The sequence below is a fragment of the Sphingobacterium sp. UBA865 genome, from assembly GCF_002295765.1.
GTDB lineage: Bacteria > Bacteroidota > Bacteroidia > Sphingobacteriales > Sphingobacteriaceae > Sphingobacterium > Sphingobacterium multivorum.
The window spans coordinates 151,020-168,323 of sequence record NZ_DBGB01000031.1; the positions used below are offsets into that span (position 1 = coordinate 151,020).

The window sequence follows — 17,304 nt, forward strand, 5'->3', positions numbered from 1 at the left end:
ATCTAGATTAAACTGCTTCTGCTAATAATTTTTTACCTTTTTCGATAGCATCATCAATGTTACCGACTAAGTTGAAGGCAGCTTCAGGGTACTCATCTACTTCACCGTCAATGATCATATTGAAACCTTTGATGGTATCTTTGATGTCTACCAATACACCTTTTAAACCTGTAAATTGTTCTGCAACGTGGAAAGGTTGAGATAAGAAACGTTGTACACGACGTGCGCGGTGTACTGTTAATTTATCTTCTTCCGATAATTCGTCCATACCTAAAATGGCGATGATATCTTGTAATTCTTTATAACGTTGAAGAATTTCTTTTACACGTTGTGCAGTATTATAGTGTTCGTTACCTAAAACGGCAGGAGAAAGGATACGTGATGTAGAATCCAAAGGATCCACAGCAGGGTAGATACCTAACTCAGCAATTTTACGAGACAATACTGTCGTTGCATCCAAGTGAGCGAAAGTTGTCGCTGGAGCAGGGTCAGTTAAGTCATCGGCAGGTACATATACGGCTTGAACCGAAGTGATTGAACCGTTTTTAGTTGAAGTGATGCGCTCTTGCATTAAACCCATCTCAGTTGCCAATGTTGGTTGGTAACCTACGGCTGAAGGCATACGACCCAATAGGGCAGATACTTCAGAACCTGCTTGTGTAAAACGGAAGATGTTATCAATGAAGAATAATACGTCACGGCCTTGACCTTCGCCATCACCGTCACGGAAGTATTCCGCTACTGTCAAACCTGATAAAGCAACACGTGCACGTGCCCCAGGAGGCTCGTTCATTTGACCGAATACGAAAGTACATTTTGAATCTTTCATCAGTTCGTGGTCAACAGTTTCCAAAGGCCATTCGCCTTTTTCCATGCCTTCCATAAAGTGCTCACCATATTTGATGATACCAGACTCCAACATCTCGCGCAATAAGTCATTACCCTCACGTGTACGTTCACCTACACCGGCGAATACAGAAAGACCACCGTGACCTTTTGCGATATTGTTGATTAATTCTTGGATTAATACAGTTTTACCTACACCGGCACCACCGAATAAACCAATTTTACCACCTTTAGCATATGGCTCTAAAAGGTCAATAACTTTGATACCAGTAAAAAGTACTTCGGATTCAGTTGACAAATCTTCGAATTTAGGAGGTACGTTGTGGATAGGACGACCATTCTCTTTATTCAAATTTTGGATCCCGTCTATGGCATCACCAACTACATTGAATACACGACCTTTGATTTCTTCACCAACAGGCATTTTGATAGGAGCACCAGTATCGACAACTTCCATTCCGCGAACTAAACCTTCAGTTGCGTCCATGGCAATTGTACGTACACGATCCTGACCTAAGTGTTGTTGAACTTCTAATACAACACGTTGTCCATTTTCTTTTTGAATGTACAATGCATCGTAAATTTTAGGTAGATTTTCACTGTCGGCGAAGTTGACGTCAACAACTGGGCCGATAATCTGCGCTATTTTACCAATCTTGGGCATATTATAGGGACTAAATATTTATTAATCAATTTTATATAAGAGACATAAAAGGCCTCTTTTTTGGTCAGCAAAAATAAGGTTATTCGTTTTTAAAAACAAATAGAATTTGCAATTAAATTACAATTTTATTAATGTAGGTCAAAATGTTATCTATTGTAATTCTGTATGTTTCGATTTCTATACCTGCAAATATAGTTTTTCTCTTTTATTCGGCTAGGTATTTTTGAAGTTTACTGCATTACTTCGTTGAATCTTTTGTTTGTTTTGAGGAATGGTACCTGATGAAATAAAATCGACCTGTAACGGAGTACCTCAAGGAGTCGTTACAGGTCGATCAAAATAAATATGCTATTTTATGAGAAGCAGGACTATATTTTTTTATTTAGTTCGTCCTGCAACTGGCGCTTGAGCAGCTGTTCCTTTTCCATGGATTTTTTACGGAACGTAGCGAATTCTTCTTGCGATTGCTCCGCTGTCTTTTGGAATTCCACCGTGTCCACTTTCGCTTTCCGATAAGAAAATAAAAAGATAAATGCTGCTACGGCCAATACCGCAATGATCGTCCAAACAACTGTATTGTAAAAAGTTTTAGAGGTATTGATGCCCAAGAAAGAAAAACTTTCTGTTTTTTCCTTCTCCTGCGCCAGCTGATCTTTTAAAACCTGAATAGAATCTTGCAAAGTTTTGGTATTGGATGTATAGTTGCTTGAAGATGATTTTAAAGAGCTGATTTCCTTGTGGAGTTTTGCTACGGTATCTATGACATTTCGTTTCACAATATCCAGATTGGTTTTTCGCACCATCTTGAAATCATAGTTGTTTTTCGAAATATAATTCAGGTGGTCAAATTGATTTGCCAAACTTCCTTTTTTTAATCCATCCGGACTGTACTTGAAAGCATTATCCTGTTGTGCTGCTGTAGTGGCGGGAGCCGCAGTAGGAGTTTGTGCCTCCAGTAATGTATGTGATGAAATAAATAAAATTGTAAAGAATATAAATGCTAATCTCAATTTGCTCATGTTGTTTATTTTATAAAATGCGTTAATCCAGCCTATCCAAATTGCAAAACCAGGATATACCTGTGATAAATATAAGGAATTATTGAAAAAACGAAAATGTTAAGTGAAATATATTCCAATACATACCTGATTTTCCGTCACTTTATTATGATTCGATCGACCAACTTGGCAAATACCGTAAAAAGGACATGATCTTTTCCTTATAGATCGCCGTGTTTAGTTTGAAATAGTAGGCTCCTTTTTTTGAATTTTCCTTATCCTTTTCCTCCAGTTTGATGATGAGGTCTGAGGAAAGCAGTTTTCGGCTGAAATTCCGCTTGTCCAACTCAATATTGTAAACACCCTCATAAAGTGCTGCAATTTGGGGAATCGTGAATTTCTCGGGCAGCAGTTCAAATAATATCGGATACAAAGCCGCTTTCATGCGTAGCCGGTGTTGTGCCGAAGCGATCATTTGATCATGATCGAAGATCAGTGTTGGGTGCTCCCGCAATGGAAACCATTGGGCTTCGTAATCGTCGCTTAGGATATGTTTATATTGCTGTGTGTCAATCAATGCAAAATAACAGATACTGACAACCCGGTCGCTAGGTTCCCGATTAGGTTCGCCGAATACACTACATTGCTCCATGTATACATTTTCAAGTCCTGTTAGCTGTTTGAGTACTCGGCTCGCGGCCTCTTCCGGACTTTCGTCGGATTGAACGAAACCACCCATCAGACTCCATTTATTTCTTTCTGGTTCGAAATCACGTTTAATTAAAAGTACTTCAAGGGATTCGCCGTTAAATCCAAATATGATGCAGTCTACTGCCAAAAGGATCCCTGAATCTTTTTTATAATATTCCATCGTCTATCGTTTTATCTTTTTATCTGACACCACCCCATTTATTCCACGAGCAAAACTATGTAAAAAAGTAAATAGCTAAAAATAAGTATAATAATTGTCTGATACATCCCTTTAAAAGGCATTTATACCCCTATATCAGGAATTCGGGTTAACCATAATTTGCTGCTATGAAGTTAGCTCTATTTTTTAAATATGAAAATTTTCTTTCATATTTAAAAAAATAAATGTTTATTTGACACTAATTATTTTCCATGGCTAGCTTCGGAAGGGGGATAGTGGAAAGTAAGGCATTAGAGACAATTATAAGTTATAAACCAAATTCAGCAAAAATGAATAAATCGTATGTCATTGGGGTGGACTATGGAAGTGATTCGGTCCGTTCAGTATTGGTTGATGCTAACAATGGCGAGGAGATAGCTTCTTCTGTATTTTACTACCCGCGATGGAAAAGAGGGGCGTATTGTGATGCTGCTTTAAGTCAGTTTAGGCAACACCCGTTGGATTATATCGAAGGCTTGGAAGCGACAATTAAAGATTGCTTGCTCAAATCGGGAGTCGACAATATTGGCAAAGCTGTAAAAGCAATTTCCGTGGATACAACAGGATCTACTCCAGTTGCTGTCAACGCAGCCGGCGTTCCATTGGCGCTGTTGGACGAGTTTAAAGACAACCCCAATGCCATGTTTGTCTTATGGAAAGATCATACAGCCGTTAGAGAGGCCAAAGAAATTAACCTGCACAATCAAAATAGTTCGGTGGATTATCTGAAGTATGTAGGCGGTGTATACTCTTCGGAATGGTTCTGGGCCAAATTACTCCATGTATTTCGGGCTGATGAAAAGGTCCGTGCCGCCACCTATAGCTGGGTGGAGCATTGTGATTATATTCCTTTTCTATTGACTGGAGGAACACAGGTATCTGCTATGAAGCGTGGGGTTTGTTCAGCGGGTCATAAATCACTTTGGGCTGAAGAATTTGACGGCCTACCTCCAAATTCTTTCTTTTCAACACTTGACCCATTGTTGGATGGTTTGGTTGATCGCCTGTTTTCAGAAACCTACACTGCTGATCAATCTGCAGGTCAGCTTTCGGAAGAATGGGCGCAACGATTAGGTCTTACAACATCAGTTGTTGTTGGTGTAGGTGCATTTGACTGCCACATGGGTGCAGTTGGAGGACAAATTGAGCCCTATTATCTGAGTAAGGTGATGGGGACATCAACCTGTGATATGTTAGTTGCTCCAAAAGAGGAGGTACAGCATACGTTGGTCAGGGGAATCTGTGGTCAGGTAGACGGTTCCATTATACCAGGAATGATAGGTATGGAAGCTGGTCAGTCGGCATTTGGAGATGCTTACGCCTGGCTGAAACAGGTGTTGCTATGGCCAACGAAAAATTTGATACAAGATGTTGAAGAGATCGATGAACGAACGCGCGAACAATTGATCGCAGCGTTGGAAGAGAAACTATTGGTCAGTCTAAGTGAGCAGGCGGCATTACTTCCCGTAACAGAAACATCAGAATTAGCTTTAGATTGGCTCAATGGCCGCCGAACTCCGGATGCGGATCAATCCTTGAAAGGGGCGATCACAGGCTTACACCTCGGAACAGATGCGCCGCGGATCTTCAGAGCGATTGTCGAAGCGACCTGTTTCGGTGCAAAGGCTATTGTTGACCGTTTCGTGGAGCAGGGTATTCCTGTAAAAGGCTTAATCGGTTTAGGCGGAGTTGCAAAAAAATCACCTTTTATTATGCAAATGATGGCCAATGTGATGAATATGCCTATTCGTATTCATAAAAGTGAACAGACTTGTGCCATTGGCGCAGCCATGTTTGCCGCAACAGCAGCTGGTTTATATAACCGGGTCGAGGATGCCATGAAGGCAATGGGGCAAGGTTTTGAACGGACTTATATCCCTGAGGAAAAATGGGTGTCCATTTATGCCGAGCGTTATGAACATTACAAAGCGCTGGGTGCTTTTGTCGAAGGAAAGGAATCGCTCGCCATTACTGTTTAACCATTCAAATTTTAATCATGTATAATTCAATTAAAGAAGAAGCCTACCATTGCAATATGCAATTGCCCCAGCTGGGATTGGTGCTTTTTACATTTGGAAATGTGAGTGTTGTTGACCGTCACCATGAAGTTTTTGCCATTAAACCCAGTGGGGTCCCTTATGAGGAGCTTACACCGGAACATATGGTGATTGTAGATTTTGATGGTCATGTGGTTGAGGGTAATCTTCGGCCATCATCAGATACGAAAACCCATGCCCTATTGTATAAACAGTGGAAAGAGATTGGCGGTATAACACATACACACTCCACCTATGCGACAGCATGGGCACAGGCACAGCGGGATATTCCCATTTTTGGAACGACACATGCCGATCATTTGACCGTCGATATTCCTTGTGCCCCACCAATGCACGATGAGATGATCGCCGGAAACTACGAACATGAAACGGGGTTTCAAATTATCAATCACTTTGTCGAAAATAAGCTGGACTATAAAGAAGTGGAAATGATTCTGGTTGGCAACCACGCGCCGTTTGCTTGGGGTAAAACCGGAATAAAGTCTGTCTATAACAGTGCGGTGTTGGAACAGGTGGCGAAAATGGCTTGGTTGACAGAACAGATCAACCCGAATGCACCTCGATTAAAGTCTGCGCTGGTCAAAAAGCATTACGAGCGGAAGCATGGGGCCAATGCCTATTATGGTCAATAATTTTAATAAAAAATCTATAGCAAAAACTACAATTTACATGAATATCAATTTAAAAGAGCTTGAAGTCTGGTTTGTCGTGGGAAGCCAAGACCTTTATGGTGAAGAGACCTTGCGACAAGTGGCCCTACATGCTGAAGAAATAGCCCATTATTTAGATACCCAAGCGGTGATTCCGGTAGCGGTAAAATATAAACCGATCGTAAAAAATACAGACGAGATTTATGCAACATTGGCAGCCGCCAATAGTGAAAAAAATTGTATTGGGGTCATTACTTGGATGCATACCTTTTCACCTGCAAAGATGTGGATCCGAGGATTAAAAGCGTTGCAAAAGCCATTGTTGCATCTGCATACGCAGTACAACCAGGATATCCCGTGGCATAGTATCGATATGGATTTTATGAACCTTAACCAAAGTGCGCATGGGGATCGTGAATTTGGACATATCGTTAGCCGCTTAAAAATAGCGCGTAAAGTCGTCACTGGCCATTGGCAAGATGCGGAAGTATTGGAACGGATTAATGTTTGGGCGCGTGCAGCCGCAGGCTGGCATGACTGGCAAGGAGCCAAATTTGCACGCTTCGGTGACAATATGCGTTATGTGGCTGTTACAGATGGCGATAAAGTGGAGGCAGAGTCGCAATTTGGTTTCGCTGTAAACACCTATGCCATTGGGGATCTAGTGGAGGTGATTAATGCGAGCACTGAAGCGGAAATCGCGGCATTATTAGCAGAGTACGAAGCAACTTATGAGCTAGCCGAAAATGTGAAAGCTGGCGGTGAATATCGTGCTAACCTCATCGAAGCTGCTAAGATAGAAATTGGCCTACGGAAGTTTTTGGAACAAGGAGACTTTAAAGGTTTTACGGATACTTTTGAGGATCTGCATGGCATGGTACAACTTCCGGGCCTGGCGGTACAGCGTTTAATGGCTGAGGGGTATGGTTTTGCCGGTGAAGGGGATTGGAAGACGCCGGCTTTGGTGCGTGCTTGCAAAGTAATGGGAGCAGGATTACCGGGTACGACGGCATTTATGGAAGACTACACCTATCATTTTGATCCGCAGAATCCCATGGTACTTGGCTCACACATGTTGGAAGTGGACCCCGCATTGGCAATTGGAAAACCACGAATAGAAGTGCATCCACTAGGCATTGGCGGCAAGGCAGATCCTGCTCGCTTGGTTTTTAATGGCCAAAGTGGTGATGCATTGAATGCTTCTTTGGTCGATATGGGAACGCGTTTCCGTTTGATCGTGAACAAAGTACAAGGTGTTGCTGTAGAAGAAGAACTCCCTAAACTTCCTGTCGCACGGGTGTTATGGAAACCGCTGCCCGATATGAAAACAGGTTGCAGTGCCTGGATTGTGGCTGGGGGTGCGCACCATACTGCCTACAGTTTGAGCTTAACACCCGAATACCTGGAAGATTTTGCACGTATGGCGGGTTTAGAATATGTATTGATCGACGAGGACACTACGGTAGCAAGACTCGAAGACCAATTGAAATGGAATGAACTCTATTATTTACTGGGTAAATAATAACCTAAGCCATTTATACCTGTTCTTCGCGGTATAAATGGCTTATTGATAATAACCAATTTGGGAAATATGGAAAAATTTGCAACGGTAGATTACATCATCTTCGTAATTTACTTCTTTATTGTAGCCGGCTATGGCTATTGGATTTATCGTAAAAAGACGAATAGTTTAAGCAGCAGCAAGGACTACTTTCTGGCAGAAGGATCACTGACCTGGTGGGCCATAGGCTCTTCATTGATCGCATCGAATATTTCTGCTGAACAGTTTATTGGCATGAGCGGCAATGGATTTGAGGTTGGTATTGCTGTAGCTGCTTACGAGCTCATTGCTGCGGTAGCGTTAATTATTGTTGCGGTTTGGTTTATTCCGGTCTATCTGAAAAACAAGATTTTCACGATGCCTCAGTTTTTGAACAACCGATACAATGAAACGACGAGTCTCATCATGGCAATCTTCTGGTTGTTTTTGTATGTTTTTGTCAATCTGACATCTATCCTGTATCTCGGGGCAATTGCCATTTCGAGTATGGCCGGAGGTGGCGACAGCTTCCACACCATTACAGTTGCTTTAGCCGTATTTGCCGTCATTATTACTTTAGGCGGAATGCGTGTTATTGGTTTTACAGATGTTATTCAGGTTGTTGTATTAATTATTGGCGGTATAGCGACGACCTATGTGGCATTGACCTTGGTCAGTGAACATTTTGGTTTGGGACAAGACGCCTTGGCTGGATTCAATAAATTGATGGAAGATTCGCCGGAGCATTTTAACCTATTTGTCGATAAACCAGGGCCAGGAGCTAGTCAGGAAGATATCAATAAGTATCTGATGCTGCCTGGAATAGGAATGTACCTTGCCGGAATCTGGATTGTCAACCTAAATTACTGGGGTTGTAATCAATACATCACACAACGCGCTTTGGGAGCCGATCTAAAGACTGCACGCACAGGGATTCTTTTTGCGGGATTTCTAAAATTGTTTATGCCAATTATCGTTATGCTTCCAGGGATAGCCGCTTATGTGCTATACAAAAATGGTGCGTTACAACACGAAATGGCTCCTGGAGGAGTGTTTCACGCCGATAATGCATATTCAGCGATATTGGGCTATCTGCCCAATGGAATGAAAGGGCTTGCGCTGGCGGCGCTTACAGCGGCTATTGTGGCCGGATTGGCCGGAAAGGCCAATAGTATCGCAACGATCTTTACATTGGATATCTTTAAAAAATACATCAATAAAGATGCGGGCGAAGCAAAAATGGTGTGGGTTGGAAAGATAACCATCGTGATCTCTATTCTACTTTCTGTTTTGTTTACCTGGAATGATGCGCTGGGCATCGGTGGTGCCGGCGGATTTACTTTTATCCAAAAATATACAGGCTTCATCAGCCCAGGTGTTTTTGCGATGTTTTTGCTAGGAATGTTTTGGAAAAGGACGACAGGTGCAGCCGCCATTACAGGCCTTGTTACGGGATTTGCGTTGTCTATATTTTTCAATGAGTTTGCAACAAAGGTTTTCGGACCAGAGACATGGATCTATACGGCATATCTCAACAAAGCGGGCGTTTATGAAATACCATTCCAGATATGTATGGGACTCGCATTTGTATTTACAATGATTGCTATGATTGCTGTGAGCTTATTTGGACCAAAGGTTAATCCAAAAGCTTTTGTATTGGATCGGTCGATGTTTAAAGTAGAACCATCCGTATTGGCATTAATTGTTGTGACTTTATTGTTGGTGACCGCTATCTACGTGCGTTTTTGGTAGAATGTTGCCATTTGAATAATTAAAAAATTATGAACCATTCCTAATGAAAATTAGGAAGCCTCCATCAGACCGATGGGGTAAAACTTAATTACAGATGAATAAGAAAATTATTATTGGTTTGTTGACTTGTGCTTCATTGGCCTATGGCTGCCAATCTTCATCAACTCAAAATAAGCAAGCAGCAACGATGGCTGATTCTACTTCCAGCCCTGCTTTCGACAGTCAGATTGATGGTAAAGAAGTTAAACTGTTCCAGCTCAAGAACGACAAACTCGCCATTACGTTGACAAATTATGGTGCACGTCTGGTGAGTTTAAAAGTCCCGGATAAGAACGGTAAAGCGACTGATGTGATTTTGGGCTATGATTCGGCCAAAGAATACAAGGATAACTATAATAATTTTTACGGCGCCATTGTAGGGCGTTATGGTAACCGGATCGGGAAAGCATCATTTAAACTGAATGGTGAGGTGTATACGTTGGAAAAGAATGATGGCGAGAACTCACTTCATGGCGGTACCAATGGCGTTTACAATAAGGTGTGGGATGTTGTTAGTAGCACTAATACATCAATCACATTAGCCTATACCTCACCTGATAAAGAAGCGGGGTATCCAGGAACGGTCAAGATGGAGGTTACCTACACCCTGGATGACAATGGTGCTTTGGCCATAGCCTATCAGGCGACAACAGATAAAGAGACGGTCTTAAATCTGACCAACCATGCGTATTTTAACCTCAATGGAGCCGGAGATTCTTCTATTTTGGATCATGAACTTCAGATTGATGCAAAGGCAATTACCGAAGTTGATAATACCTTGATCCCAACAGGAAAGAGCTTGCCTGTCGCGGGCACCGCATTCGATTTTACCAAACCGACACGCATTGGCGCTCGTATTGAAGATCAAAATGCTCAACTGAAGATTGGAAAGGGCTATGACCATAATTTTGAACTCAACAAGAAGGATGGTTTCCAGAAGGTCGCACAGGTGTATGCTACCAAGACAGGTATTGAAATGGACATCTACACAACCGAACCAGGCTTGCAGTTTTACAGCGGTAATTTTATGAAGGATTCGGATCCTAAAGGGAAAGAGGGAAAAGTGTATCCATTCCGTTCTGCCTTCTGCTTGGAGACACAACATTTTCCAGATGCACCAAATCACCCCAGTTTTGCGTCAACGGTGTTAAAACCTGGCGAAAAATATAGTTCAAAGACAACCTATCAATTTAGTGTGAAATAATAAAATCGATATGATGAAGCTAAGATTAAAATTAGGCGTTGTTTTTACGCTGGCCACTGGATTACTGTATGGACAGAGTAGTGTAAGATTGGAAACACCACAGCAGGAGCAGATTATAAGTCGACATATCTATGGACATTTTGCCGAACATTTGGGACGCTGTATTTATGATGGATTTTATGTCGGTGAGAAAAATGATTCGATTCCCCATGCTGACGGCGTCCGGAAAGATATCATCGAAGCTCTTAAGAAGTTGAATATTCCCAATTTGCGTTGGCCAGGAGGATGTTTTGCCGATACGTATCATTGGAAGGATGGCGTTGGCCCCAAAGCCCAGCGTCCTGCTATCGTAAACAATTGGTGGGGCGGCGTGACAGAGGATAACTCTTTTGGTACACACGATTTTCTCAATATGTGTGAATTGTTGGGTGCAGAGCCTTATCTGGCGGGAAATGTGGGGAGCGGTGAGGTGCAGGAACTTGCCGACTGGGTTCAATATGTGAATTTTAAAGGCGAGAGCCCCATGTCGGATTGGCGACGAAAAAATGGTCGGCAAGAGCCTTGGAAGGTGAAATTCTGGGGCGTAGGAAATGAAGCCTGGGGCTGTGGCGGAAATATGACTGCCGATTACTATACAGACATCTACCGCAAATACGCCACGTTTATGTCGGACTGGACCAATGGAAGCGGTTTGTATCGAATCGCCTCGGGAGCCAATAGTGCCGATTATAATTGGACGGAGACTTTGATGAAGAAAATTCCAAGTGGTTTGATGAAAGGCATGGGACTTCATCACTATGCCGTGATCAACTGGGACGACAAGGGCTCTGCAACGCAATATTCGGAGGAGGAGTATTTTAAAACCATGAAATCAGCTTGGTTTATGAATGAGCTCGTGGAAAAGAATATCGCCATCATGGACAAATATGATCCGAAAGGACTGGTGGATCTGATCGTAGACGAATGGGGCGGCTGGTATGCGGTAGAACCTGGCACGAATCCGGGCTTTCTCTACCAACAAAATACCATGCGTGATGCCATGATTGCAGGAATGACACTCAATATCTTTAACAATCATGCTCGCCGGGTGAAGATGGCCAATCTTGCCCAAGCCGTGAATGTATTGCAAGCTGTTATCCTGACAGAAGGAAAGAATATGATTTTGACGCCGACTTATCATGTGATGGAAATGTATAAGGTACATCAGGATGCCAAGTTAATTCCTATTTCCCTTCAATCAACGGATTTTGAATTTAACCAAGAAAAAATTCCGGCCGTGTCGGTTTCAGCCTCTCAAGATCAGCAAGGTCGTACACATATCTCCTTAGTAAATATTGATCCGAAAAAGAATAATAAGGTAAAGGTAGATTTGGGTTCGGTGAAAGCTGGAAAAGTAACAGGTCGAATACTTACCGCGGACAACCTACGCGATTATAATTCCTTTAAGAAACCCGCAACAATTGCACCTGTTGTGTACAATAAGGCAAAGGTTGTAAATGGTACAATTGAAGTGGACATTCCTGCATTTTCAGTTATTGTATTGGAATTAATATAACAGCTAATTTTGATAGGGTTGTCATGTCGTGTTACCCTATTTGTGCTGTTAAAGCTGGTGTAAAACCTGAAATAATAAATTATTGTTGAAAAAATAAATATAGGGATGAAAAGAGTACTGTCAACACTGTTACTGTTAGCGAGCTTGGGCTCTTCAGCATTGGCGCAGTCACCTATAACATTAAATGTTGCGTTGGATAAACCTACAGGCAACATATCGCCGCATATGTGGGGCGTCTTTTTTGAAGATATCAATCTTGGTGCCGATGGGGGAATCTATGCAGAATTGGTAAAGAATAGATCATTTGAGTTTGATCAGCCTTGGATGGGCTGGAAAAAGCTCGAAAATGGTCCTGAGGGAAGCTACCTGCTACTAAACGATGGCAAACGTAAAGGGAACAAACGTTATTTAAGGATACATAGTGCAGCTAACCTGAAATTAGGTCTACAAAATGAAGGCTTTAGAGGAATGGGAGTGAAAGCGGGTGCAGCATATGAGTTCTCAGTACAATACCAAAGTGCAGCTAAAGGAATGAAAATCCATGTTGAACTGCTCGATCAACAGAATAAAGTTATTGGAACAGCTGAACTTCCGCTTGAATCCGTCGGATCATGGTCTGAAGCTGCAGTCAAATTTCCTGCCAACCAAACGACAGATAAAGCCAAATTAAATGTGTGGTTTACAGGGACAGGTACGTTAGACGTCGATATGCTTTCGTTATTTCCAGTAGACACCTGGAAAGGTAGACCGAAGGGTTTACGTAAAGATATGGTTCAGATGCTTGCCGATATGAAACCCGGCTTTATCCGTTTTCCTGGCGGCTGTATTGTTGAAGGGAGAGATTTGGCCAATCGGTTTCAATGGAAAAAAACGGTTGGACCAATAACGGAAAGGGAATTGATTATCAACCGCTGGAATACCGAGTTTAGCCATCGTCTGACACCTGATTATTTTCAGACCTTCGGTTTAGGATTTTATGAATACTTTTTGCTGGCGGAAGATATTGGCGCATCTCCGGTGCCAATTCTCAATTGCGGTATGGCCTGCCAATTTAATACCGGTGAAGTGGTACCCTTAGATGAGTTAGATACATATGTTCAAGACGCTTTGGATCTGATTGAATTTGCTAACGGCACAACAGCTACAAAATGGGGAAAATTACGAGCGGATATGGGGCATCCTGAGCCTTTCCACCTCAGCATGTTGGGCGTTGGAAATGAAAATTGGGGCCCGCAATATATCGAGCGGTTAACCGTCTTCAAGAAAGCGTTAAACGAGAAACATCCGGAGATCAAAATTATCGCCAGTTCGGGTACCGATCCCGAAGGAGATCGTTTTGACTTCTTAGATGATAAACTGCGGGCGATGAATATCGATATCATTGATGAACATTATTACCGCCCACCATCCTGGTTTCTGTCGAGCGCCAATCGTTATGATAATTACCCTAGAAATGGGGTGAAAATCTTCGCAGGGGAATACGCTTCGCATACCACACGACCAAACGGTCCTGGCAAAAGTACCTGGGAGGCGGCCCTCTCGGAAGCCGCTTTCATGACGGGCCTGGAACGAAATGGCGACGTAGTGGAAATGGCATCTTACGCGCCATTATTCGGTCATGTCGAAGGCTGGCAGTGGTCACCTGATTTAATTTGGGTGGATAACTTGCAGGTATATGGAACACCGAGCTACCACGTGCAAAAATTATATGCGACCAATAAAGGGACAAGTATTGTTCCGATCAAACGGGATGGTGAATTCGTAGCGGGCAAAGATAGCCTATATGCTTCTGCAGTATTTGATGCCGTTGCGCAACAGCTTATCGTGAAAGTCGTCAATTACAATAGTAAGCCGATGAAAGTGAACCTTGCCATAAATTCGAAGAAAAAGCCTGCTGCGACAGCAGAGAAAATCACCTTGGCCAACGCCAACTTAAACCAGAGTAACAGTATCGAGGAACCATTGAATATCCGTCCAAAGCAAAATACAATAACTTATAAGGGGAAGACAATTGTTGAAACATTTGAACCTTACTCCTTGACCTTGATAAAATTGACCGTAAAATAAGATGAATATCCGCATACTCATTTTTACAACCCTGATGCTATTTGTGCATAACTTGTTTGCACAGGTGAAGGAATCGGATCTGGCTGCTTACCTCATGGTTTATTTTAAGGATGAAAGCCATGGTCTGTATGTTGCTGTCAGTCAGGATGGCTATTCTTTCACCGATATCAATAAAGGAAAACCGACCATTGCTGGTGATAGCATTGCACAGCAGAAAGGTATTCGCGATCCCTATATCATGCGTGGAAAAGATGGTTATTTTTAAATGGTCATGACGGATCTACATATCTACGGACAAAAGCAAGGGTATAGAAATACGGAATGGGAGCGCGACGGAGTCGCATTTGGATGGGGTAACAACCGCGGTATTGTCTTAATGAAATCGGCTGATTTAATTCAATGGACCCATACGGAGCTCTACTTGGAGAAAGCCTTTAAGGCTGGGAAAATGTTGGCGCCTTTTGGGCTCCCGAACTCATCTATGATGATCGGAATGGTAAAATGATGATCTATTTTACGATGCGGTTTGGCAATGGACTGAATCAGCTCTACTATGCCTACTTAAATAAGGAGTTCACAGCATTTGAATCAGAACCACAGCTTTTGTTTCAATACCCCAAATCAAATAAAAATTATATCGATGGCGATATGCCGAAGGTGGGGAATAAATACCATCTTTTTTATGTTGCCCATGATGGTGTTCCAGGCATTAAGCAAGCTGTTTCAGACCACCCGAATGGACCCTATCAGTATGATGATCGTTTCTATGACCCTGAGCCAGAAGCCTGTGAAGCTCCGAATGTGTGGAAAAGGATAGGGGAAGAAAAATGGGTGTTAATGTATGATATCTATGGGATATCACCACATAATTTTGGCTTCAGTGAAACCACAGATTTTAAAAATTTTGTTGATCTGGGACACTTTAATGCAGGTAAAATGAAATCTACTAATTTCACTTCGCCCAAACATGGTGCTGTCATCCCAATAACAAAGCAAGAGTTGCAGCGATTAGCAAAGCATTGGCAGTTTGATTTGTCTTTCCCAAAAAAATAGAAGCGCGTTAGCGCTGATCTTCGTACCTTATTGCCTTTATATGGCAATAAGGTACTTAACCAAATAAATTGCTAGTGAATTTCAGCTTAATACCGAGTTGAAAATTATGGATTGTTTTGAAGATCTCTTTAATTGTCGCCTTTTCGATATTGGTTAAGCTATCGATAGGTACATAATTGTTGGGCGCCAGTTTAGCGATACGGATCTGGTTGGCCTGATTTTTTAAACGGATCGACATCAGGTAATAATAGGATTGATTTAATTCCTCGTACTGTTCTTGTGTGAAGATGCCCAATTCAAGGAGCTGTTTCAACCTACCACCGGTATTTTCTTCATAAATTCTGTTTTGCAGTGCGTAAACCCGGACTAAGTCAACAATGGGTGTCATCGCTTTCTTGATATTGAAGACTTCAGAAGAACCTATTGTTTGCGTTTTTATTGCCTTGAAAAATGTGAGCGGCGGTTCATATTGCAGCGCATTCTTTGCAATGAACGTAAAAAAACGCTCGTTGGGTTTTTGTAGCTCAATATTGAGAAATTCTTTGAGTTGATCAATAATGCCCTGGTCACCATATAATCGCCTACAGTCGAAGAAGGTCGAAAATTTAATCGCATTCTCGGGGATGCTCTCTTCAATCCATTTCTTGTAATTTTTCTTCCAATGCGACAGCGAATGTGTCCATTCGGGATTACTGGCCATATATCCACCGGTACAGTAGCTAAAACCGATGGTATTGAGATGATCCGACACGCGACTGGCAAAATTGAGGAAATACGCGCGTACGAGCTCCCGTTGTTCGTTTGCTTTATCTTCATAAATAATGGCGTTATCTTGGTCGGTCATTAGCGTTTGTTCTTTCCTTCCTTCGCTGCCCGTTACCATAAACACAAATTTGGCGGGTGGCTCGCCCATTTCCCCGATCACTTTTTCAATTACTTTAAGGGCAATACTGTCGGCAACGGTCGTGATGACCTGGTTCGCAATCTCGGCATTTACACCCCTACCGAGCAATTGGTGAATAATCTCGGGAACATTATTCCATTTTTCACGCAACTCATCCAGCGTTTCGGCGAGTTTAACCGATTGAATGAATACGAGCGGAGACTGCCCCTGTTCACTCAATAGCCGATTTCGACTAAGGAAACCGATATAATTGCCCGCCTTCTCGACAAGGAGATACCTCGATTTCGTGCGGAACATCATCAGTACCGCCTCGTAAAGATAGGCCTGATCGGAAATACTGACAATGGGGTTATCCATAACCTGCGCGATAGATTGTGTTGCCGGAATCTGCTGGGCCACGACATTGTCTCTTAAGGTAATATCGGTTGCATAGCCGAGAATCTGCTCCTCCTTTTTAATAAATATGCAGCTTACCTTGTGTTTCGCCATGGTCTGTGCAGCCTCAAAGATGGGGGTATCGGGTGTACAGGATACGATATCTTTATAGGTAATATGCTCAATTTTGCGCGAATAGAGTTGGTCTGCCGCAAAGTAGCTTTCCTCAAAGGAAGCTGGCGACTTCACAAAATGAGAAAACTCCTCATCTAACATTCTTTTTCCAAAGGAATTGGTGAAAAAATGGAAAAACTCTTCATTCGCATTACACAACTCAATAAAGTCTTTTCGGGGTAAACGATAAATAATTGTACCTTTTTTCGCAATAACAGACTTGAGTGCTTTTGTTCGGTTTAATAAGACTGATATTCCACCAAAACAATACGGCTTATGGTGTATTTCGACCAATCGTTTATTATCGGAAACATCCAGAAAGAACGTTTCATATTCACCTTCGAGGATTAAATCAACACCATCCATATCCGTAATGTTCTGCCGATAAACTAAGGTATCTTTGGAAAAACGATGTTCATTGAATCTGTCGACGATACTCAATTGTAGGGTTTCGGGCAGAATTTGAAATGGCTGAGTCGATTTCAGTAGGCGTGGTATAGCGTCGGGGTTTTTCAT

General features: G+C 42.3%; 14 protein-coding genes. 10 read left to right on the forward strand and 4 right to left on the reverse strand.

The window, feature by feature from the left end; genetic code table 11:
- Nucleotides 1–7 precede the first annotated feature (7 nt).
- The 3 genes from atpD to B2O97_RS16670 all read right to left on the reverse strand — a co-directional run bounded on the left by atpD (nucleotide 8) and on the right by B2O97_RS16670 (nucleotide 3,379).
- Entirely contained in the window at nucleotides 8–1,510 is a 1,503-nt protein-coding gene (gene atpD / locus B2O97_RS16660) for a F0F1 ATP synthase subunit beta (protein ID WP_070570146.1), read from the reverse strand.
- Nucleotides 1,511–1,878: 368 nt separating this feature from the next.
- Entirely contained in the window at nucleotides 1,879–2,529 is a 651-nt protein-coding gene (locus tag B2O97_RS16665) for a hypothetical protein (RefSeq protein ID WP_070570144.1), read from the reverse strand.
- Between the two features lie 145 nt (nucleotides 2,530–2,674).
- The gene (locus tag B2O97_RS16670) at nucleotides 2,675–3,379 is read right to left on the reverse strand and encodes an NUDIX hydrolase (RefSeq protein ID WP_070570142.1); all 705 of its coding nucleotides are present in this window, start codon (nucleotides 3,377–3,379) and stop codon (nucleotides 2,675–2,677) included.
- A gap of 329 nt (nucleotides 3,380–3,708) precedes the next feature.
- Between B2O97_RS16670 and B2O97_RS16675 the strand changes: the two genes are divergently transcribed.
- The 10 genes from B2O97_RS16675 to B2O97_RS16720 all read left to right on the forward strand — a co-directional run bounded on the left by B2O97_RS16675 (nucleotide 3,709) and on the right by B2O97_RS16720 (nucleotide 15,335).
- Nucleotides 3,709–5,397 (forward strand): ribulokinase, encoded by a 1,689-nt coding sequence (locus tag B2O97_RS16675; protein WP_115049386.1) that lies wholly within the window; start codon nucleotides 3,709–3,711, stop codon nucleotides 5,395–5,397.
- A 17-nt stretch (nucleotides 5,398–5,414) separates the two neighbouring features.
- A complete protein-coding gene (locus tag B2O97_RS16680) occupies nucleotides 5,415–6,107 on the forward strand; it encodes an L-ribulose-5-phosphate 4-epimerase (protein ID WP_070570140.1) in 693 nt (230 codons plus the stop codon).
- A 37-nt stretch (nucleotides 6,108–6,144) separates the two neighbouring features.
- The gene (gene araA / locus B2O97_RS16685; protein ID WP_070570341.1) at nucleotides 6,145–7,647 is read left to right on the forward strand and encodes an L-arabinose isomerase; all 1,503 of its coding nucleotides are present in this window, start codon (nucleotides 6,145–6,147) and stop codon (nucleotides 7,645–7,647) included.
- A gap of 69 nt (nucleotides 7,648–7,716) precedes the next feature.
- Nucleotides 7,717–9,417, forward strand: a complete 1,701-nt coding sequence (locus B2O97_RS16690) for a sodium:solute symporter family transporter (protein WP_070570138.1) — start codon at nucleotides 7,717–7,719, stop codon at nucleotides 9,415–9,417.
- A 94-nt stretch (nucleotides 9,418–9,511) separates the two neighbouring features.
- The gene (locus B2O97_RS16695; RefSeq protein ID WP_201640069.1) at nucleotides 9,512–10,660 is read left to right on the forward strand and encodes an aldose epimerase family protein; all 1,149 of its coding nucleotides are present in this window, start codon (nucleotides 9,512–9,514) and stop codon (nucleotides 10,658–10,660) included.
- Nucleotides 10,661–10,670: 10 nt separating this feature from the next.
- Entirely contained in the window at nucleotides 10,671–12,215 is a 1,545-nt protein-coding gene (locus tag B2O97_RS16700) for an alpha-N-arabinofuranosidase (RefSeq protein ID WP_236560294.1), read from the forward strand.
- Between the two features lie 105 nt (nucleotides 12,216–12,320).
- Entirely contained in the window at nucleotides 12,321–14,282 is a 1,962-nt protein-coding gene (locus B2O97_RS16705; RefSeq protein WP_115046533.1) for an alpha-L-arabinofuranosidase C-terminal domain-containing protein, read from the forward strand.
- Nucleotide 14,283: 1 nt separating this feature from the next.
- A complete protein-coding gene (locus B2O97_RS16710) occupies nucleotides 14,284–14,547 on the forward strand; it encodes a hypothetical protein (protein ID WP_070570132.1) in 264 nt (87 codons plus the stop codon).
- A gap of 6 nt (nucleotides 14,548–14,553) precedes the next feature.
- The gene (locus B2O97_RS16715; RefSeq protein WP_147281984.1) at nucleotides 14,554–14,787 is read left to right on the forward strand and encodes a hypothetical protein; all 234 of its coding nucleotides are present in this window, start codon (nucleotides 14,554–14,556) and stop codon (nucleotides 14,785–14,787) included.
- Nucleotides 14,784–15,335, forward strand: a complete 552-nt coding sequence (locus B2O97_RS16720; RefSeq protein WP_147281985.1) for a hypothetical protein — start codon at nucleotides 14,784–14,786, stop codon at nucleotides 15,333–15,335. Before B2O97_RS16715 ends, B2O97_RS16720 begins: the two co-directional genes overlap by 4 nt.
- A gap of 55 nt (nucleotides 15,336–15,390) precedes the next feature.
- On the opposite strand, the gene B2O97_RS16725 is transcribed toward B2O97_RS16720, so the two are convergent.
- A complete protein-coding gene (locus B2O97_RS16725) occupies nucleotides 15,391–17,304 on the reverse strand; it encodes a DUF294 nucleotidyltransferase-like domain-containing protein (protein ID WP_070570129.1) in 1,914 nt (637 codons plus the stop codon).